Origin of the sequence: Tessaracoccus aquimaris (assembly GCF_001997345.1) — a bacterium.
GTDB lineage: Bacteria > Actinomycetota > Actinomycetes > Propionibacteriales > Propionibacteriaceae > Arachnia > Arachnia aquimaris.
In genome coordinates this window covers 2039012-2058819 of sequence record NZ_CP019606.1, presented here as the reverse complement: position 1 = coordinate 2058819, position 19808 = coordinate 2039012, and the positions used below count along the sequence as shown (strand labels likewise).

The following is a 19808-nucleotide window of genomic DNA, read 5'->3' as shown; positions in this document are numbered from 1 at the left end:
GCGGTCAGACGCGGTCGGCGAAGACGATCAGGTTCGGCTGGTCGGCAAGCGGGACGCGAGGGTCGATCAGGCACGTCAGGACCACCAGGTCGGAGGAGCCCTCCGACCAGATCCGGGCGTCGTCTGAGGTGGCGGCCTTGGCCTGAATCTCGACCTGCGTGACGACGTAGCGCGCCGCGCCCAGCAGCAACGGGTCGCCGGGGGAGATCCGCACCGACGGGGCCTCCGCGGAGCCTTCCCGGTCCGCGAGCGCGTTGCCTGGCCCGTGTCCGCCCCGCACCGAGTGCATCGCGGCGACCACCGTGCCGGAGGCAGGGTCGCCAGGGTCGCCGAAGTCCCGGTACAGGTAGGCCTCGGTGAGACTCGGGGGATTGATCACCCCGCCCGCCGTGAGGGCGGATCGAAGCGGCACGCGCAGCCCTTGCACGGGAGCCTCGAAGAAGCCGCCCGTGTCGAGGGCCGACACGTCCTCGTCGCTCGGCAGATCGACGGGCACCTGGCGCCCCGCGAGGTCAACGGGCGCGTCCGGCGCCACCGACGGCGTCCAGGTCAGCCACCGCCACCCCAGCAGGACCGCGACCGTGGCGGCCGCGACCGAGACCAGCGTCCATCCGACGCCGATCCCGGAGCGGCCGCCCCGGCGGATGGTCACGCGCCGCGGCGGCGGCGCGCCATCATGAGACCGGCGACCGCGACGGAGGCCGCGACCGCGGCCCCGATCAGCGGTCCAAAGGGACGGTCTCCGCCCACCCCAACGCCCGTTTGCGTGTCTGGCCCCTGGGGGGTGGGGCCAGGCGTGGGCGGTGTGGGTGAGGTCTGGAAGGTGTTGATCACCGTGAACCCTGCGTCGTCGCCGACCACGATCCGCTCCGGGGTGATCCGGCTAGCGTCGGCCCCACCCGTCTCGGTCTCGGTCGCGGTGCAGGTGGCGCCCTGGGGCAGGTCGGAGACCACGGCATCGAGCCCACCGGCGCGCGACAGCGTGACCCGCCCGCCGTCCGGAAGGTCGATGGCCGTCCGCTCGCCGTCGACGTCGGCGCTGCACTCGAGGCTCACCACGAACGTCGCGTCGCCGGGGACGGACGGGGCGCCCGGCCCCTCGAGAAGCTTGTGGATCGCCACCTCACCCAGGTCGAAGTGGTTGACGACCTCGACGCGGGCAGCCGCCTCCGGGCTCAGTTCGACCGTGTCGGCGGGCGAGAACTCGACGCTGGTGGCGCCGCCGCTGACCGGTTCGGACAGCGAGCAGGTCGCATCGGCCCACAGATCGGTGATCTTCGCCTCGTAGCCGTGCTCGCCGCCGAAGGGCAGCGAGTCGTGCCACACCTCACGGCCTGAGTCGTCGACGCAGGTCACGTCGACCAGGAAGGCGTCGGTGCTGTACAGCGCGGCGCCGGGACCCTCCACGACCTTGCTGATGGCCAACTTGGAGGTGCGGAACGCGTTGCGGAACGCGACCGCATTGGTCGCGGCGCCCTCCACGTCGGCGATCAGCACTCCCTGGGCGGTGGTGCCGTCGGCCTCCACCTCCGCGTCCTGCGCGCGCCAGGTGCTCTCGACGGAGGCGAGGTTGGCGGCCGCGTCCTCCGTGATCTCGCACGCGGTGCCCGCGACGAGCCCGGTGAGGGTGCGCGACTGGCCGTCAGACAGCGAGATGCGCATCGGCTCGCCCGCGGTGAAGCCCTCCGCCACGACCGGACGGTCGAGGTAGTGACAGGCCACGGTGAAGCCGAACGGCCCGTGATCGACGGGCTCGCCCGCGGCGTCCAGCGCGGACGTCGTGACGACCTTGCTGACCTCGAGGGAGGCGGCCTCGAACGTGTTGGTCACGGTGATCCGGGCGGCCTCGCCACCGACGGTGCTCCGGGCGGCCTCGCCACCGACGGTGATCCGCTCGGGGGTGATCGCTGTCGCCACCGCCCCTCCGTTGTCCGACTCCGTCAGGGTGCACTCGGCGCCCACAGGCAGCTCGTCGAACCTCGCCGACAGGCCGGTGGCGGGGGAGATGGTCCGCAGCCCGTCGTCGTCGAGGGCGACGGGGAGCCGTTCGCCGTCAACGTCGGCCTCGCACGCCAACTGCAGTTGGAACTGCGTGTCGGGGTGCAGGAACTCGGCGCCCGAGCCGTCGATCACCTTGGTGACCTCGACCGACCCGACCTCGAACGTGTTGGTCACCGTGACGGTGCCGGGCGTCCCGGGGTCGAGCGTGACGGGGCCCTCGGGGCGAAGTCCACGCGGGTGGCGCCTCCGGTGATCGGCTCCGAGACGGTGCAGGTCGCGTCGGCCAACAGCCGCTCGATCGTCGCGCTCATGCCGTGCTCGCCGCCGAATGGCAGTTCGCCGTCCCACACGATGCGGTCATCGGCGTCGACGCAGGCGACGGCGACGGTGAACGCATCGGGGGAGTAGCGCTCTGCGCCGGGGCCGGTGACGACCTTGTCGATCGTGAGCTCGGAGGTGCGCATCTCGTTGCGGTAGGCGACCGAGTTGGCGCTGGTTCCATCGATGTCCGCGGCCAGCGTCCCTTCGGCGGCATTTCCATCCACCACGCTGGCGACGGACCCGGTGGTCCACGTCGCGCTGACGGAGGCGACGTGTGGCGCCTCCTGTTCGGTCACCCGGCACGAGGTGCCGGTCGGGAGACCCGTGAGGGTCGTGCTCTGCGCGTGTCCGAGGCTCACGCTCATCTCCTCGCCTGCGGGGAACCCGGCCGCGACGACGTCGCGCCCCTGGAACGTGCATGCGACGGAGAAGTCGAAGGTGCCGTGGTCGATGGGCTCGCCGTCGGCGTCGAGCGCCGGGGAGGCGACCGACTTGGTAAGCGTCAGCGACGCAGCGGTGAAGGTGTTGACCACCGAGATGTCGACGGGCTCTTCGCCCACCGTGACGGTGGCGGGCTCGATGCTCGTCGCGACGGCGCCGCCCGCGTCGGGCTCGGTGAGCGTGCACCGCGCACCGATGGGGAGGTTGTCGAAGCTGTGCTCGAGCGTGGTGGCCTTCGACAGCGTGACGCGGCCGTCGTCCGGCAGCGGCACGTCGACCTCGGTGCCGTCCACGTCCGCGACGCAGGCGAGCTGCACCTCGAACTCGTTGACGTCGTCGATCAGGTCGGCGCCGTCACCGTCGAGGGTCTTGGCGACCCGCACGGAACCGACGTCGAACGAGTTGCTGACGGTGACCGTCGAGGTCTCTCCCGGCACCAGGGTGAGCGTGCCGTCGCCGGGGGCGAAGGTGGTCTCGGTCGCGCCGCCGGTGCGAGGTTCGGTGACGGTGCACGTCGCGTCGGCCCAGAGGCCGTCGATGGTGTGGGTCAGGCCGTGCTCGCCCCCGAGGGTGATGTCGTCGTTCCAGACCTCGCGGCCCGACAGGTCGACGCACGCGACGTTGAGGCTGAACTCGCCGCCGCCGTACAGGTCGGCGCCGTCCCCGACGACCAACTTGGTCAGGGCGAGCTTCGAGGTGCGGAACGCGTTGGCGAACGCGATGGTGTTCGCACCGCTTGCGAGCTGACCGCTCGCCGCTCCGGCGCCGGAGGCGATGTCAACCTCGCCTGCGGTCCACTCGTAGCTGACCGTCTCCAGGTTGTCGGGAGTGGTCTCCGTGACGGTGCACGCCGCGCCCGCGGGCAGCCCCGTGAGGGTGCGGCTGTCGCCGTCGCCGAGCGTGAACGTCATCGGCTTGCCCGCCTCGAAGCCCTCCGCGGTGACGGGGGAGCCGAGGAAGGTGCAGGCCGCGGTGAAGTCGAACTCGCCGTGGTCAAGCGCCGTGCCTTCCTGGTCGACGGCGCTCTGCGAGACGCGCTTTGCCACCTTCAGCGAGGCCAGGTCGTAGCGGTTGGTCGCCGTGATGGCGGCGGCGGTGGCGGCGTCGCGCTGGTTGACGATCACCGTCGTCGCCTGGAAGCCGGAGGCCCCGGACGCCGCGGCGTCCTCGCTGACCGTGCAGCTTGAGCCCCACGGGATGTCGCCGACGGTGACGGGCTCGCCGGCCCCCAGTGACACATTGGCGCGCTCGCCGAGCGTGACCGCCTCGCCGACCGAGGTGCACGCCAGGTTCAGCTCGAAGCGGTCGGGGGCGAAGGCGCTGCCCTCACCCGTGACCAGCTTCTCGATCGTGACGGGCGCGACCGCGAGGGCGACGCCCACCTTGTTCGCCTCGTTGCGGCGCACGTGCTCCGACTTGTCGCCGTTGCGCGCGGTGGCGGACTGGGCGATGTTGTTCCAGGCGATCGTGTCGCCGTCGACCGTCGGGGACTGCGCCGGGGTGGTGGTGGTGATGTCGGCGACGATGGTGCCGAGCGGCTTAAGGGGCTGGTCGGCGAGCTTGAACGTGAACCTCAGGCCCTGCGCCCCCTCTGGGAGCGGGACGGTCCAGCCGTTGGCCGGGCTGGCCTCCTCGCCGACCGACTTCCAGTTGTTGGTGGTGCAGGTGGAGGTGGCGTTGAGGTCCTCGTTGCACAGGTCGGGGTTGCTGCTCCAGTCGACGGAGATGGAGCTCACGGTGCCCTCGACGCTGCCGACGAAGGTGACCTTCTTGGGGATCGGGCGCCACTTCGAGCCGCGGGGGCTGCCGGTGATGACGCCCGCGTCCCCGATCGCGGGGAGCTGATCGAGCGCGGTGACCTTCTCAAGCGGGAGGTTGCCGATGTTGGTCCAGCGCAGGCGCCAGATCTCGTCGCCGCCGGGCTTGGTGACCGGGACGCAGCCGCCGCGGTAGAAGCCGTCGGCGTCGGGAGTGCAGCCCGTGGCGCGGGTGTCGAGCACACCCAGCTCGGTGTCGACGGCGCGGACGAGCTTGGAGCCCTGCAGGGCGCCGGAGCGCTGCACCGTGACCTTCGCGGTGGTGGTGCATTCCTTGCCGACCAGGGTGCCGGAGCACGAGTCCCACGGCCGCTCGCCCGAGATGCCCGTGGTGTTGACGACCTCGGTCGCGGCGTCAAGGCCGGGACGGAACGACAGGTTGACGCGGATCGTGTACGTCTGTCCGACCTCGAGAACCGAGCCCTCGGCGAAGCGGAAGGTCAGGCCCAGCGGGGTTGCGCCGACCTGGACGTCCTCAAGCGCGGTGGGCAGCGGGGTGCCGTTGGCGGGAAGGGGTGCGGCGCCGGCCAGCGTGAACGTGTAGACCGAGGCCGGATCGGCCTCGGGATCGACGATCAACTGCGGGCCCTTGGCGTCGGTGGGGAACACGTCGGTGATCACGGGATCGACGATCGGCACGCTGCCGCTGTTGGTGAACGTCAAGGTGTAAGGGATGGGGCGTCGGCCGAGGCGGTGGTGCTCGGCGTCGACTTCTTGACCGTCACCTTGTTGAGGGCGTGCTGGTAGGTCACGTCATCGGTGGCCTCCTTGTCGGCGTGCAGGCGGTCGCCCCCGCCGATCGACGGGCCCCACGTGTCGGCAGTGACCGTGTTGGCGAACACGCCAGGCGCGGCCTCGCCAGGTGCGGCGACCTGTCCCTGCATGGTGCTGGGGACCGCCCCGCCGGTGCGCAGCGTGGTGCGCCGCGTGACGGTGAACGTGGCCCTCTGCACGGGGTTGGCAGGGTTCTCCATGATGGAGCCGTCCTGCTTCGTGAACACGTAGCGCACGCCGCGCACCTGATCGGCGCTCACCCCGGCGGGCAGCGTGGGGGTCGCATTGTCGGCGGTGATGGGAGTGCCATGCACCCAGACGGCGTCGGTGACCTCGACGGTGCCGCCGACGACGGAGAAGGTGCCGCCGGTCAGCACGTCGACCCGCACCTTGTCGATGGGCGAGGTGAAGGCGACGGGCTGGAAGCCCGTGAAGTCGAACGCGTTGAAGAAGGTCGCGTCGGTGTCGGTGATGTGCAACTCGTCGCTGCGTGAGGGGCCGGTCGGCTGACCGGTGAGCGCGACGGTGACGGGGCCGCGGTCGGGCTCGCGCTGCGCGTCGGGGGTGATGGTCTTGGTGACGTCGACCGTGATCTGCTCGCCGACCGTGTTCAGGATCGCGTCGTCACGGTGGGAGGCGGTGACCTTCGGGTAAATCTCCTGGTCGTAGTCGATCAGGTCGCTGACGGTGGCCATGCCGACGTTGCGGAAGATGCTGCCGGTCAGGACACGGTCGGTGGTGCCGCGCACCGTCTCGCGCAGCCGGGTGTCGAGTCGGATGGTGGCGACCGCGTTCTGGTCGATGCGTCCGCTCCAGCGGGCCGTCAGGCCGACGACGTTGCGCAGATCAAACTCGGATAGGGCCTCCGCCTGGGCCGGGGTGAAGGTGTCGGTCGTGCCTCCGGCGTAGCGCAGCGTGATGGTGCCCTGCACGCGCTCACCCGCGGGCTCCGAGATGACGATCCTGGCGATGTTGACGCTGGCGAACGGGCTGTTGGCGTCGTCGACCGGGTCGGTGACGATCAACTCGTCGACCCGCGCAGGGGTGGTGTTGGTCGCCTTGAGCACCAGGCGGGCCGTCGGCCACTTGTCCGGGAACGGGGTGCCCTCCTGTGGGACGGCCAGCGGGCCGCCGCTCCAGGTCTTGTCGAGCTTGACGGTCGGGGCACGTCGGTGACGGTGATGCTCGCCTCGTCGCGGTCGGAGGCCACCGGCGAACCGGTGGGGTCGGTCCAGCCGGTCACGCCAGCATCGTTTGGCACCTCGCCGGGCTGCCGGGTGCCGAGCAAGGAGCTGTAGAGCACGGGCTCGGGGGCTCCGGAGGGGGACTTGCGCAGCTCGTCGCGGAGCCGCATCGTCAGCTTCAGGGGCCGGGACTGGCCGGGGAGCGACCGTGCGACGCCGCTTCCGACGGCGGGCGCCTCCGGGTCGTTCTGGATCCGGTCGATGCGGGTCGGGCTCTCCTCGAACACCAGCCGCACACCGATGGTGTCGGCGCGTTCGGCGTCGCTGAGGGTGACGCCTGGGAACTGGCCGTCGCAGCCCTGCGGGCACGGGTCACCCGTCTTGGCGACCCACGCGTCGCGCGAGAGGCTGTACAGCTCGACGCGGGCGACCCGGTCGAAGGCGATCAGCGGGTCATCGCTCGGCCAAATGGCCGGGATGGACAACAGATCGAAGGAGTTGAAGGCGCTGCCAGGCAGCGTCGCGGCCGATGGGGCGGCGCCGTCGGAGACGACGACCTTTCCGAGGTTCGACCGGTGGGTGGCCCAGGAGAGCGTGACGGTGGTTCCAGCGAGCAGCCGCTGCGGGATCGTCGAGGACGCCCACGACTTGTCGATGGTCACCGGCGCGCCGCCGCCGGGGCCGGTGCCCTCGGGCGAGACGGTGATGGTGGGGCAGGGCGAGGCCGCGTCGGCAGGCTCAACCAGGTCGGCCGCGGCGGAGGCCGCGGCGCAGTTGGCGGCCGTGAAGGGCTCGGTCGCGGTGGCGCGCAGTTCGAAGCCGAGGTTGGGCGCAAGACGCGTGTCCGGGGCGAGGCCGTCGGTGCTCTCGTAGACGAACCGGATACCCAGGGCGCTGTCGCGAACCGTTGCCGGGAAGTCGACGGTGGGCACGCCGCCGGTCAGGCCGACCATGCCCTCGACGTCGTGCCACGCGGTGCCGTCGAAGTACTGCACGGTCAGGGTGGCGTTGGTCGGCACGGGCGTCGACGCGATCCGGGTGGGCGCGAACGAGTCGTACCAGGCGTCGGCGGCGACGTCGGCCGGGTCGCTGATGATGACGGTGGTGGCCTCGGTGGTGGACTGCGGGAACGGCAGCAGGTGGCCGGTGAGCCGGACGACGACGTCCTCGCCCGCGGTGCCGACGATCGACGAGGGCGAGATCTTCTTGCCGACCTCGAGGTCGAGGCGACGCTTGTAGGTGGTCAACTCGTCCGCAGCGGTGGTCGAGCCCGCGTAGCCGCCGGGCGCGACGGAGGTCACGACGATGTCGTTGGGGTGCTTGGCGAGGTCGACGGCCTGGGCCGCGTCGGTGGAGACGGTGAAGGGCAGCTTGGCCTCCGCGCCGGGCACGATGGCGCCCGAGTAGGTGGCGGTGAAGCCGATGACCCGGCCGTCTGCGGGGGCGGCGGGCAGCGTGTTGGGGGTGTCGGCGGCCTCGGTGACCGTGACGATCTCGCCGTCGCGCTCGACCTGGTAGGTGACGGTGAGGCCGGTGGCACCGTTGGGCCACTGCACGCCGGAGGTCGCCCAACCGGCGAAGGTCAGGGTGTCGGCGAGGGGGTTGGCGCCAGAGCCAGGCTCGGTGATGGTCAGCGTCTCAAGCGTGTGGCTGCTCGTGTTGGTGGCCGTCAGCGCCACGGTGGACTGCTTGCCTGCCGTGATGACGTCGGGGGTGAAGGTCTTGGTGGCGGCGACGGGGATATCCGCGGCGGCGGGAGTATAGGTGGCGGTGGTGGTGCCGGGCGTGGAGGTCGTCTCGCCGACCGTGACGGTCGCCGCGATGGTGTTGACGATCGGCCCGGAGGTCGCGATGGACGGGCGGGAGACCAGCCCCAGGTCGAAGCTGCCCGTGGCGCCGGGCGCGATGTCGGGGCCGTCGGTGCTGAGGAAGGTGAGGCGGATGCCCTCGACGTCGGACGGGGTCACCGAGTCCGGCAGTTCGGCGGGCAGCGGGCCCGCGGTGCCCTCGACCCAGGCGCCGCCGACCATGACGTCGACGCGGACGTGTTCCGCCCCGTCGGGAAGCTTCACGTCGAGAGCGCCGGTCAGGGCGAGATGCTGGAAGGGCTTGGCGGTGGGGTCGGCCGGGTCGGTGATGGTGATGGCGTCGACGGAGACGTTGGAGCCGTTGGCCGCCTGCGCCTTCAGCGTGGTCTTGACGCCGGTGGAGGCCAGGCCGCCCTCCGGGTCGAAGGACTTGGCGGGGACCGCTGCTGTGACGATCGGGACCTCCGGCTTCACCGGGAACGAGGCCTCTTCATTGGGGGCGTTGGTCGCGTCGGCGGTCGCCGTGTTGATGATCGGGGTGCCGCTGGCGCTCTGCGCGAGGTCTGGATCGACCCGAACCGGCACCACAACGGTGATCGTCGTGCCGTGCGCCATGCCGACCTTGCCGTCGCCGAGGTCGTTGATGACGTCGACGCGCACCGTCTGGGGGGCCTCGATCCGCACGCGCGTCGCGACGCCCGAGCCGGTCACCTTGATGGCCGCGCTGTCGCCGTCCAACAGGAGGCCTGCCGGGATCGGGTCCAGGAGAAAGGCATCGTCGCAGCCGCCGAAGTTCGAGTTGTTGCATGACAACTCCAGCGTGTACCCGAACGACTGGCCCGGGCGGACAGTGGTGTTCTCGGCCCATCCCGTGACGACCTTGCTCAGTTCGAGCGTCGCGTTGTCGGGGGCGGCGTTCGCGGGGAGCGTCTGACCCGTCGCGAGTAAGAGAAGGGCCGCCAGAAGGGCCACGATCCGACGGGGTCCAGCGGTTGCGGAGGTCACCTAAGCCACGCCTTTCGCGCACATGCGCTTTCACTAGCGGGACATGGTTATCCCACCTAGCGCGACACGCTATCGAGAACCTCCGGACATTTCCTCTCCAAAATGCTGGCGGGCACGGTACCCCCTTGTCGGGTCATGTTTCCAGGAAATCTGCGCAAGACTGGCCAAAAGGGTGAGAAAAGTTGCAGTTTTTGGGTATCGATGGTGCCTAATTGTGGGATTAATCGGTTAAATGCATGCACAAATCGCGATGACAATACCCGTTACGGGTAAGGCGAAAAAGGGTGTTGCGGTAAACCTTCGGGCGACTCCGTGAAAAGCCGATCACGTCGGATAAAGAGGCCGCTTTACTGCCGGAGATAAGAGGCAAGGTGCTGCCCGGTCAGGGTGGCGGCGGAGGCGAGACCGACGGGGGTTCCCTCGAAGACCACCAGCCCGCCGTCGTGCCCGGCGCCGGGGCCGAGGTCGATGATCCAGTCGGCGTGCGCCATGACGGCCAGCGAGTGCTCGATCACGATCACGGAGTTGCCCTGCTCGACCAACCGGTCGAGCATCTGAAGCATTGCGTCGATGTCTGCCATGTGCAGGCCGGTGGTCGGCTCGTCCAGCACGTAGATGCCTGCGCCCTCGCCCATCCGGATCGCCAACTTGATGCGCTGCCGCTCGCCGCCTGACAGCGTCGACAGCGGTTGGCCGAGCCGCAGGTAGCCGAGGCCGACGTCGTGCAGGCGTCCGAGGATCTTGCCCGTCGTTCCGGTGTGGAAGACCTTCGCGGCCTCGGCGATGGGCAGGTTCAGTACCTCGGCGATGTTGAGACCGTCGAGCGTGTAGCGCAGCACCTCGTCGGTGTAGCGGCGGCCCTCGCACACCTCGCAGGTGTTGGCGACCCCGGCCATCATGCCGAGATCGGTGTAGACGACGCCCAGGCCCTTGCAGTTCTGGCAGGCGCCTGCCGAGTTGGCGCTGAACAGCGCGGGCTTCACGCCATTGGCCTTCGCGAAGGCGGTCCGCAGCCCGTCGAGCACGCCCGTGTAGGTCGCGGGGTTCGACCGGATCGAGCCGCGGATCGCCGTCTGGTCGACGACCCGGAGGTCACCCGCCCGCGCCATCGAGCCGTCCGCGATCGAGCCGTGGATGAGGCTGGACTTGCCGGAGCCTGCCACTCCGGTGATCACCGTCAGGATGCCGAGCGGCACGTCGACGTCGACGTCGCGCAGGTTGTGGGTGGAGGCGCCCCGGATCTCGAGGTGGCCCTTGGCCGCGCGTGGGGTTTCGCGCAGCGTCGGCCGGACCTCCAGGTGCTCGCCGGTGATTGAACCGCTCGCGCGCAGGCCCTCCAGGTCTCCGGTGTAGACGACCTCGCCGCCCTTGGTGCCAGCGCCGGGCCCGATGTCGACGATGTGGTCGGCCCGCTTGATGACCTGCGGCTTGTGCTCCACCACGAGGACGGTGTTTCCCTTGTCGCGGAGCCGCTGCAGGAGCGAGCACATCTTGTCGATGTCGTGCGGGTGCAGCCCGACGGTGGGCTCGTCGAAGACGTAGGTGATGTCGGTGAGCGCGGAGCCCAGGTGTCGCACCATCTTGACGCGCTGCGCCTCGCCGCCGGAGAGCGTGCCGGACTCGCGGTCGAGTGAGAGGTAGCCGAGGCCGACCTCCACCAGCGAGCCGAGCAGGTCGGCGAGCGCGATCAGCACCGGGCGGGCCCGGTCGCCCGCGGCGGAGTCGCGCAGCGTCTCGACCCAGGGGAGCAGGTCGGAGATCTGCCAGCCCAGCGCCTCGGGGAGGGTCACGGAGTTCACGGTGGCCGTGCGGGCCGCCTCGGTGAGCCGGGTGCCTCCGCAGTCGGGGCAGGGGGCGAAGGTGCCGATCCGCTCCGCGAACTCGCGCGCGTGCTTCTGCCCGGGCGCCTTCTCGGGGTTGAGGAACATCCGCCTGACCCGGGGGATCAGCCCCTCGTAGGTCATGTTCATGCCCAACGCCTTGACCTTGGTCGGCTCCTGGTACATGAGGAACTGCCACTGCTCGTCGGTGAAGTCCCTCAGCGGGATGCTCGCGTCGAGCGTCGGGTTCTCCGCGTAGCCCTTCCAGTACCAGGTGCCGACGCCGAACCCGGGTGCCAGGATCGCCCCATCGGTCAGCGACAGGTCGCGGTCGACGATCAGCGACTCGTCGACCGCGGAGACCTTCCCGTTGCCCTCGCACGAGGGGCACATGCCCTGCGGGGTGTTGAAGGAGAAGAAGAAGCTCGGCCCCACCTCGGGGGTGCCCAGCCGCGACCAGACGAGCCGCATCAGGTTGTTGACGTCGGTGGCGGTGCCGACGGTCGAGCGCGAGTTGGCTCCCATCCGCTCCTGGTCGACGACGATCGCGGCGGACAGGTTCTCAAGGGCGTCGACGTCGGGGCGGGCGGGGCTCGCCATGAACGACTGCACGAACGCGGGGTAGGTCTCGTTGATGAGGCGCTGCGACTCGGCCGCGATGGTGCCGAACACCAGCGAGGACTTCCCGGAGCCGGAGACCCCGGTGAACACCGTCAGTTTCCTCTTGGGGATGTCGACGTCCATGTCGCGCAGGTTGTTGACGCGCGCGCCGCGCACCCGGATCTGATCGTGCGAAGTCATGCGGGAAAGTATGACACCGCGACCCGACAGATCCACGATCGGAAATCGGCGCCCCACGGCCACTATCCTCGGGTGCGTGATCGTTGCCGCTGCTGATGGTTCCTCCCTGTCCAATCCCGGGCCCGCAGGCTGGGCGTGGTACATCTCCGACGACGCGTGGGCGGCAGGCGGCTGGGACCACGGCACCAACAACATGGGCGAGTTGATGGCCGTGCTCGACCTGCTGCGCTCCACCGCGCACCTGGACGAGCCACTGAAGGTGCTGTGCGACTCGCAGTACGTGATCAACTCGCTCACCAAGTGGATGCCGGGCTGGAAGCGGAAGGGTTGGCGCAAGGGCGACGGCAAGCCGGTGCTCAACGTCGAACTCATGAAGGAACTGGACGCCGAACTGGCGGGCCGCGACGTCACCTTCGAGTGGGTCAAGGGGCATGCTGGTCACGCCATGAACGAGGCGGCCGATGTCCGCGCCCGCGCTGCCGCGACCGCCTATCAGGCGGGCACCGAGCCGGACGTAGGGCCCGGGTTCCCCGAGGCCGCCCGGCCCACAGCACGCACCGACTTCGAGGTCGGCCAGGTCGACGAGCAGCCCGACCTGTTCTCGCTCGACGCCCCGGCCGATCAGCCCCGCCCGGTGCCTGGCACGGCTGGGCCGAGGGCGAAGGCTGCCGTGGTGCGCGCCGTCGGCAACCTCTCGACGGCGCGTGACTCGGTGCGGCTGCACCAGGATCTGGTCGTGCTGAGTGGCAGCCTCGAGACGACCTCACTCGCCTGGTTCGAGGGAGCCACCATCGAACTTGTTCGCGTCGACGCCGTCGGCGAGGAGGCCTGCCTGGCGCGGCTCCTCGTCGACGGCCGACCCGCAGGGCTGCTCTGGCAGCAGGTGCCCGGCGCGTGGTCGCTGCGCTACGCCGCGATCGGCTGACCTGACAGCAACGACCTCAGAGCAACGACAACGCCCCGCCGCGCCCGGAAGGGGAGCACGGCGGGGCGTTCGTCACACGACGTTCAGGAGGCGTCGATGACGGCCTTGTCGAGGGCGGCGCGGCGGGTCAGCCACTGGTCGCCGGGGATCCAGCCCGCTGCGTAGTCGAGGTCGCCGTCGGGGTCGATGATCGCGAGCACGGCCTCGCGCCCGATCAGCGCCTCCGCCTGCTCCGCGACGGCCAGGTCGGCCATCGCCTCGGCAAACAGCCGGTGGCGCTGCGACTCGATGGGCTCGAACTTCGGGCCCGGGTACACGATGAACGGGTCGCCGCTGATGAAGCCGCCCCCCGCGCTGGTGTCGTGGAACGGGTCGATGGGGCGACGCGACAACTGCGCGTAGTAGAAGTTGAAGCCCCAGTGCAGGAAGCCGACGGCCTTCCCCTTGAACATCTGCCAGCCGAGCGCGCGCGTCCGGATGCCCTCCTGCGCGATGAAGCGGTTGGCGACGTCCCAGCTCTGCGCGACGCAGTGGTAGACCCACTCGGGCTCCATGCCTTCGGCACGGAAGGCCGGCACCGCGTCGGTCGCGACGATGGGCGTCGCGACGTGCTCTGCGTACTCGGGGTGCGAGAGCGCGTCGAGGACCCGGCAGCCCTCAAGCAGCCCTGCGACCGAGGCCTTCGCCGCGACATAGGTGTCGAGGTGGTCCTCGTTCGGCTCGTCCGAGATGTGGAAGACGGTGTTCTCGCGGCCGATCCGCTCGTCGAAGTAGGAGATCAGGAACGCGACGGCCTGGGACAGGAAGTCCTGGAAGGCCGGATCGAGCGCGGGCGTGTGCCAGCCGAACAGCTCGCGCTCCTCGCCGTCGACCACGACGCGGATCTGCGGCGCGCGGGTGGCGCCCCACTGAGTGAACAGGTGCGGCACCTCGACCTTGCCGATCCCTGCGTCCTTGAGGATGCCGAGCCAGCGGTCGAGGCGCTCGTGCCCGAACAGGTAGCGGCTGCCGTCGAGCGTGATGTCGAGCAACTGCGTGGTGGGGCGGTTGATGCCAGGCTCAGTGTCGAGCGGGGGAGTCCACACCGGCGTGAGCAGCATCGTGGTGCCCATCCGCGCGGCGGAGTGCACCTGGTTCTCGATGGCGCTCCAGTGCTCCTCGCTCCACGTCTCGACCTGGTAGTAGGTCGCGAGGCAGTCCGCGTGGAACCATTGCATGACGTCGACGCTCGGGGCCGCGCTCGGCCGCGCGACGGTCGTCACGTCGATCTCCTGCTCGAGAAGCTTGGTGTCGCGGTCCCAGACGGTGACCGTGATCCGCTCGGCGGGCAGCGTCACGTCGACCCAGATGCTGTGCCAGCCGATGTGGGTCGCGCGGGAGGCGCCGAACACCGGGCGCAGCAGGTCGGGAAGCAGCGCGGGGGCGTCGACGATGTAGCCGTCGGAGTGCTCCTTCCAGCACGGCACCTGGGCCGCGACCAGGTCGACGTCGAACATCCGCACGGACGAGGCGCCCGTCACGTCGACGCGCACCTGGCTCGCGGGGCCTCCAGACGGGTCTCGGGGGCAGCCAGGCGACCTGGAAGGACACCTGCTCGCCGTCCCAGCCGGTCAGGGCGGTCAGCGGCTCGGCGGGGGTCCAGTCGGGGGTGACCTTGACCATCGAGTTGGTCAGGAAGGTCGTGGGGGTCTGCATCGCTAGTTATCCCTTCACGCCGGAGGCGGTGACGCCCTCGACGAACTGTCGTTGGAGTACGGCGTAGACGATGAACGGCACGAGGAACGCGATCGTGGTCCCCGCCATCACCATGCCGTACTGGGTGAGGAAGTTGCCCTTGAGTTGTGAGACGGCCAGAGTCACCGTCGAGCGGGTGCCGTCCTGCAGCGAGATCAGCGGCCACAGGAAATCGTTCCACGTCGTCAGGAACGTGAACACCGTCAGCGCGACTAGAACCGGCTTGATGGCGGGCACGACGATCGACAGGAAGATCCTCAGATCGCTCGCCCCGTCGATCCGGGCCGCCTCGAGCAGGCTCGGCGGGATGGACGCCATGAACTGGCGGATCAGGAAGACTCCGAACGCGTTGATCACGGGCAGCGCGAGCGACAGGTGCCCGCCGAGGATGCCCAGTTCCCTGAACAGGATGAACATCGGGATCATCGTCACCTGGGCAGGCACCATGATGGTGGCCAGGTAGACCCAGAACACGGCCTTGCTGCCAGGGAACGGCTTGAACGCGAAGCCGAATGCCGCAAGCGACGACACGATGTTGTTCAGCACCACGGCGATCACGACGACGATGCTGGAGGTGAGCAGCGCAGAGCCGAAGTTGTTGGTGGTGAAGAGCCGCACGAAGTTGTCGAACGTCAGCAGCTCGGGGCGGATCGTGAACTCGAGCCGCGTGGTCGCCTGGATCGCGGTGATGACCATCAGCGCGAACGGCAGCACGGCCATCCCCACGAGCAGGGCCACCACGGCGTACATCGCCCATTTGCCTAGTCGTCCCATGTCAGTGCTCCTCTCGGAAGGCGAGTCGCTGGACGATCGAGACGATGAGCACGATCACCAGCAGCACCATGGCGATGGCGGAGGCGTAGCCCATCTGGAACGACTTGAAGCCGGCCTCGTAGATGCCCATCACGATGGTGGTGGTCGCGCCGCCTGGGCCGCCGCCGGTCATCGAGTAGACGAGGTCGAAGACCTGGAAGGACCAGATGGTCGCGAGGATGGTGCACAGCAGCGTGACCGGCTTCAGGCCGGGCAGCGTGATGTGGAGGAACTGCTTGAAGCCGCCCGCGCCGTCGACACGGGCCGCCTCGTACTGCTCGACGGGGATGTCCTGGACGCCCGCGTAGAACAGCACCAGGAAGTAGCCGATGTTCTTCCACACGCTCACCAGCGCGACGCAGATGAGCGCCAGTTGCGGGTTGCCCAGGAAGTTGACGGAACTGAGTCCCATCGCCTTGAGCATCACATTGAAAATGCCCGAGTCGGGCGCCAACATGTACTGCCACACCGTGCCGACCAGGATCAGGGAGGCGACCACCGGCACGAACAGGACGGAACGGACGATGCTGGAGAAGCGCGGGCCGGCGACCCGTGCGAGGAACTCGGCCAGGATCATCGGGATGATCATCTGCAGGGGGACGGCGATCAGGGTGTAGATCGCGGTGGTGCGCAGCGCGCCCCAGAAGTTGGGGTCGTTCAGCAGTCGGGTGTAGTTGTCCAGCCCGGTGAAGACCGGGTCGGAGAGGACGTCGTAGCGCGTCAGCGACAGGTATCCCGAGAAGACGATCGGGATGATCGCGATGAAGGTCAGGACCAGCAGCGACGGTGCGATGTAGAGCAGGCCGCCCCACCCGGCCCGACGAGCGGGCCGAGTGGGAGCGGTGCTGGGGGGCGCGCCGGTGCGCGCCCCCCGTGCCTGGAGCGTTGTCACGCTCACGCCTGGGCGAGCGCCGCGTCGCCCTCGGTGGCGGCGTCGGCCATCGCCTGCTCCGGGGTCTTCTCCCCGTTGAGCATCTGCTGCAGGTTCTTGTACAGCGCGTTGTATGCGGGCACGCCGTTGGCGACCACGGGCAGGACGTGCAGGATCTCGGCCTCCTCGGTGTAGATCTTCTGCAGTTCGGGCGAGTAGATCGACTTCTCGTCCTTGCCGATCGGCGGGAAGTTGGCCTGCTTGTGGAAGGCCTCCATCTGCGGGCCCGCCTGCAGGAAGCTCATCAGGTCGTAGCAGAGTTCCTGGCTCTCGCAGCCCTTCAGCATGACGAGCGCGTCGCCTGCGATGAAGGTGCCGCGGTCCTTGCCCTGCAGCGAGGTGACCCAGCCCAGGTCGACGCCGGCGGCCTCGTAGATCGTGGCCTCCTGCTCGGTGGTGATGGTGAATGCCACCTCGCCCGACTCGAACGCCTTGCGCGCGGTGTCGACGGTGATGCCGGTGGTGGCGTCCGGGAGGATGCCGTCGGTCTTGAGGCTGAGCAGGAACTTGGCGGCCTCGATCACCTCGGGGGTGTTGAACTGGGTCTTGGTGCCGTCCTCGGTGAACAGGTCACCGCCGGCCTGCCACACGAAGGGGAAGAACTGGCCGTTCATGATGCCGCGGCTCGGGTCGCCCCACGGCGCCGTCATCGGCTGGATGCCCTTTGCCTTGACGGCCTTGGCCGCCGTCGCGAACTCGTCCCACGTCGTGGGCGGCTCGACGCCCGCCTCGGCCAGCAGGGTCTTGTTGTACATCAGCACGCGCGCGCCGCCCACCACGAAGGGGAGCGTGTACTGCTTGCCGTTGATGACGCCCTTGTCGAGGAAGTACAGGTTGTCCTTCTGCTCGTCGGTGACCTTGCCGTCGAGCGAGATCAGCTGGTCCTTCTTGATGTAGTCACCGATCATCTCGGAGTACATGTAGCCGACGTCGGGACCGGCGCCCGACGAGATGCCGGTAAGGTACTTGGTCTCGTAGGAGTCCCAGGGGACGACGGTCACGTTGACGTCGACGCCCTTCTCCTTCTCGAACGGGGCGACGATCGCGTCCCACAGTTCCTTGTCCAGGTTGTCCGCGGCCAGGGGCGGCATCCAGAGGTCGATCGACTTGGGGGTCGACGCCGAGGTGCCCGCGCCGCATGCCGTGAGGAGTGCGCTGGAGAGGATCAGGCCAGCGAGCACGCTCAGGGATTTCTTCATGTTGCCACTTCCTTGTTGGCGGTCGGGACCGCGGATTCTCCCGCGGCTGCCCACAGTATGCAGATTCGTAACAGGGTTGTGCAAGTCTCTTATTAAAAAGGGTTACAGTGTTGTAACATTTTCGTCGTGAGCACGCATTCGTCCTTGGCCGAGATCAGGTACGTGAACCAGCGCGCGGCGCTGGACGCCTGCTACGCGCTGGGGGACACGTTCACGCTGAAAGACCTTGTCGAGGCGACAGGGCTGTCCCGACCGACGCTCACGCAGTCGCTGCGCGCCATGGAGCAGGCGGGTCTCGTCCGCTCCGACACCACCAGGCCGGCCTCGGGCTCGGGCGTCCGATGGCGGTGTTCCACCCCGTGCCGGAGCAGCACCGACTGCTCGTGGTGATCATCGGCTACGAGTCGTGCGACGTCACCATGGTCGACGCGACGGGCGCGGTGATCGCCACCGGCCACGCATTGATGTCTCCCTCGCCGGTCGACGACATCGTCGAGGCGGTCGACCGGGTCGTCGCGGACGGCGACTCGCCGGTGCTCGGCGGAGTGATCGCCGTGATGGGCATCGTCCAGGGCGAGAACAGCGTCCGCTCGAACCGTTACCCCTGGCTGGGGAGCCGCAGTCGCTCGTCGCCATCAAGGCCCCGGTGCTCGACCGTTGGCCCGACGCTGACATCGTCGTGCGCAACGACGCCAAGCTCGCCGCAGGCTTCCTGATGTCCGCGCTCGCCGAGTCGGGGCACCCTGCCCGCTCGGCCGTCGCGCTTCACATGACGGAGGCCGTCGGCTGCGGCCTCGTCATCGCGGGAGAGGTGCTGGAGGGCGCGCACGGCGCCGCGGGCGAGATCGGGTTGGACCCGAACGGTGCGTTCGGCTCGGCAGAGATCGCGCTGCGTGAGGGCGCGCAGAGGCTCGGCATCCCGCGGCTCGAGGTGTTCGCGGAGGCGGGGCGCAACAACCCTCAGGCGCTCAAGGTCGCCCGGGAGGTCGGACGCTGGCTCGCGCTCGGCGTCCGCTCCACCACGCTGGCGCTCGACCCGGAGGTCGTCGTGCTCGGCGGGCCGCTCAGTGCCTGCGGCGAGGCGCTGCGCAGCGTCTTCGTCGACGCGTTGGGCGACGTCTCGCTCACGCCGCCGGAGGTCGTCCTGGTGGCGTCGTCAGGCGACGCGGTGCACCGAGGGGCGCTGCTGGTGGCGAGCGACCGGGCCCGAGCGCGGCTCGTCGAGGGGCTCCCGCAGGTCTGAGAGTTCGGCAGGTCTGAGAGTCAGTAGGTGCCGTCGAGGTAGTACCAGCGGTCCTCGAAGAGGAAGCGACTCACCACGCGCAGTTGCCCTGGCCCCTCGGGCGAGGAGAAGTCGGCGGTGAACGTGACCGTCCCCTCGGTGTCCCAGGCCTTGCCTTCCGAGGTCGCGTCAATCCGCAGCCCCGTCCAGGTCGTGTCGACGTCCAGGTCGAGGTGGTCGGGTCGGGTGTCAGGGTGCCACGTGTCGAGCAGATAGTCGGCGTCGCGCAGCGCGAACGCGCTGTAGCGCGACCGCATCAGGGCGACCGCGGTTGGCGCGGGTCGCCCGGCGTGGAACCGTCCGCAGCACGCGTCGTACGGCTTGCCCGTGTCGCAGCGGCAGGGGAGGGCGTCGGTCATGCGAGGAGTTTAGGCGTCGGGCCAGGTGAGCGTGAGGGTCGTGTCGCGCTCTGCGGCATACTCCCCGCCGAGTTGCATGCACTCGCTCGACACGTCGACGGCGGCCTCGCCTGCGTGCAGCACGAGGCGCTGCGTGCCACGCTCGCAGCGACCGTTGGTCCGCCAGTCGAGCGTCAACCCCGTCCATTCGCCCGGCGCGAGCACCGGGGCGTCGCCCAGCACCTCGAGGCTCAGTTCCCCGCCGGAGCCGTCGGCGTCAAGGCCCGTGAAGTGGACCTCTTCGAGGGGGAGCGGTTCGGAGCCGCAGTTGCCGATCTCGAGGAACAGGTGCCGCGCCCCGAGGGCCGCGTCGATGGGTGAGAGCCGCCTCGCGAGGCCGCCCGCCTCCGCGTCGGTGTCGGAGCACTGAGTGGGGGCCTCGATCGGCTCGACGGGGTCCTCGAGGACCGGCTCAGGCTCCTCGACCGCCGCCACCACCGGGGGAGGTTCGGGTGGCGCGACCGGGACGCTCGGGAAGCCGAACAGGAGCACGAAGAGGGCCAGGGCCGCGGCGATCAACCACATGTCGGCCAATCTACGGCGCCATCGTCGGT

The 19808-nt window shown here is 69.4% G+C and carries 16 protein-coding genes; 4 read left to right on the top strand and 12 right to left on the bottom strand.

Features of this window, described 5'->3' with window-relative positions:
- Positions 1 to 4: 4 nt before the first annotated feature.
- From BW730_RS09640 to BW730_RS09615, 6 genes are all read right to left on the bottom strand, one after another.
- Positions 5 to 652, bottom strand: a complete 648-nt coding sequence (locus BW730_RS09640; RefSeq protein WP_077686053.1) for a sortase family protein — start codon at positions 650 to 652, stop codon at positions 5 to 7.
- Positions 649 to 2175 carry a DUF5979 domain-containing protein gene (locus BW730_RS09635; RefSeq protein WP_077686052.1) on the bottom strand — a complete coding sequence of 509 codons (1527 nt, stop codon included), beginning with the start codon at positions 2173 to 2175 and terminating at the stop codon, positions 649 to 651. The genes BW730_RS09640 and BW730_RS09635 overlap by 4 nt, the downstream gene beginning before the upstream one ends.
- A complete protein-coding gene (locus BW730_RS09630) occupies positions 2172 to 5243 on the bottom strand; it encodes a DUF5979 domain-containing protein (RefSeq protein WP_077686051.1) in 3072 nt (1023 codons plus the stop codon). Before BW730_RS09630 ends, BW730_RS09635 begins: the two co-directional genes overlap by 4 nt.
- Entirely contained in the window at positions 5240 to 6421 is a 1182-nt protein-coding gene (locus BW730_RS09625) for a hypothetical protein (RefSeq protein ID WP_077686050.1), read from the bottom strand. Before BW730_RS09625 ends, BW730_RS09630 begins: the two co-directional genes overlap by 4 nt.
- Complete coding sequence (locus BW730_RS09620; protein WP_145952797.1) at positions 6376 to 9351, bottom strand: hypothetical protein; 2976 nt, start codon at positions 9349 to 9351, stop codon at positions 6376 to 6378. The genes BW730_RS09625 and BW730_RS09620 overlap by 46 nt, the downstream gene beginning before the upstream one ends.
- 347 nt (positions 9352 to 9698) lie before the next feature.
- Entirely contained in the window at positions 9699 to 11972 is a 2274-nt protein-coding gene (locus BW730_RS09615; protein WP_077686048.1) for an ATP-binding cassette domain-containing protein, read from the bottom strand.
- A 76-nt stretch (positions 11973 to 12048) separates the two neighbouring features.
- Here BW730_RS09615 and BW730_RS20165 point away from each other — a divergent pair, with 76 nt between their 5' ends.
- On the top strand, positions 12049 to 12897 hold the full coding sequence (locus tag BW730_RS20165) for a ribonuclease H family protein (protein WP_077686047.1): 849 nt from the start codon (positions 12049 to 12051) through the stop codon (positions 12895 to 12897).
- A gap of 83 nt (positions 12898 to 12980) precedes the next feature.
- Here BW730_RS20165 and BW730_RS09605 read toward each other — a convergent pair whose 3' ends face one another.
- The 4 genes from BW730_RS09605 to BW730_RS09590 form a co-directional block, all read right to left on the bottom strand.
- Positions 12981 to 14429: a DUF4091 domain-containing protein gene (locus BW730_RS09605; protein WP_077686046.1), complete on the bottom strand. Its 1449-nt coding sequence runs from the start codon at positions 14427 to 14429 to the stop codon at positions 12981 to 12983.
- Between the two features lie 169 nt (positions 14430 to 14598).
- On the bottom strand, positions 14599 to 15405 hold the full coding sequence (locus BW730_RS09600; RefSeq protein WP_077686045.1) for a carbohydrate ABC transporter permease: 807 nt from the start codon (positions 15403 to 15405) through the stop codon (positions 14599 to 14601).
- Between the two features lies 1 nt (position 15406).
- Positions 15407 to 16336: a carbohydrate ABC transporter permease gene (locus BW730_RS09595; RefSeq protein WP_226996681.1), complete on the bottom strand. Its 930-nt coding sequence runs from the start codon at positions 16334 to 16336 to the stop codon at positions 15407 to 15409.
- A 2-nt stretch (positions 16337 to 16338) separates the two neighbouring features.
- A complete protein-coding gene (locus BW730_RS09590) occupies positions 16339 to 17574 on the bottom strand; it encodes an ABC transporter substrate-binding protein (protein ID WP_077686044.1) in 1236 nt (411 codons plus the stop codon).
- Positions 17575 to 17700: 126 nt separating this feature from the next.
- On the opposite strand from BW730_RS09590, the gene BW730_RS09585 reads away from it, so the two are divergent.
- Genes BW730_RS09585 through BW730_RS09575 form a run of 3 tightly spaced genes read left to right on the top strand, consistent with a single transcriptional unit; the run spans position 17701 to position 18817 of the window.
- Positions 17701 to 17964: a helix-turn-helix domain-containing protein gene (locus BW730_RS09585; RefSeq protein ID WP_158522578.1), complete on the top strand. Its 264-nt coding sequence runs from the start codon at positions 17701 to 17703 to the stop codon at positions 17962 to 17964.
- On the top strand, positions 17916 to 18290 hold the full coding sequence (locus BW730_RS09580; RefSeq protein ID WP_158522576.1) for a hypothetical protein: 375 nt from the start codon (positions 17916 to 17918) through the stop codon (positions 18288 to 18290). Before BW730_RS09585 ends, BW730_RS09580 begins: the two co-directional genes overlap by 49 nt.
- The gene (locus BW730_RS09575; protein ID WP_158522574.1) at positions 18221 to 18817 is read left to right on the top strand and encodes an ROK family protein; all 597 of its coding nucleotides are present in this window, start codon (positions 18221 to 18223) and stop codon (positions 18815 to 18817) included. The genes BW730_RS09580 and BW730_RS09575 overlap by 70 nt, the downstream gene beginning before the upstream one ends.
- Positions 18818 to 18837: 20 nt before the next feature.
- Here BW730_RS09575 and BW730_RS09570 read toward each other — a convergent pair whose 3' ends face one another.
- Positions 18838 to 19215, bottom strand: coding sequence for a YchJ family protein (locus BW730_RS09570; RefSeq protein ID WP_145952795.1), 378 nt, complete (start codon positions 19213 to 19215; stop codon positions 18838 to 18840).
- A gap of 9 nt (positions 19216 to 19224) precedes the next feature.
- A complete protein-coding gene (locus tag BW730_RS18130; protein ID WP_145952794.1) occupies positions 19225 to 19779 on the bottom strand; it encodes a hypothetical protein in 555 nt (184 codons plus the stop codon).
- Positions 19780 to 19808: the final 29 nt, after the last annotated feature.

Coding starts and splice junctions, on each gene's coding strand:
- BW730_RS09615 (WP_077686048.1), bottom strand. CDS start 11,972: ATGACTTCGCACGATCAGATCCGGGTGCGCGGCGCGCGCGTCAACAAC.
- BW730_RS09600 (WP_077686045.1), bottom strand. CDS start 15,405: ATGGGACGACTAGGCAAATGGGCGATGTACGCCGTGGTGGCCCTGCTC.
- BW730_RS09590 (WP_077686044.1), bottom strand. CDS start 17,574: ATGAAGAAATCCCTGAGCGTGCTCGCTGGCCTGATCCTCTCCAGCGCA.
- BW730_RS09580 (WP_158522576.1), top strand. CDS start 17,916: ATGGCGGTGTTCCACCCCGTGCCGGAGCAGCACCGACTGCTCGTGGTG.
- BW730_RS09570 (WP_145952795.1), bottom strand. CDS start 19,215: ATGACCGACGCCCTCCCCTGCCGCTGCGACACGGGCAAGCCGTACGAC.
- BW730_RS18130 (WP_145952794.1), bottom strand. CDS start 19,779: ATGTGGTTGATCGCCGCGGCCCTGGCCCTCTTCGTGCTCCTGTTCGGC.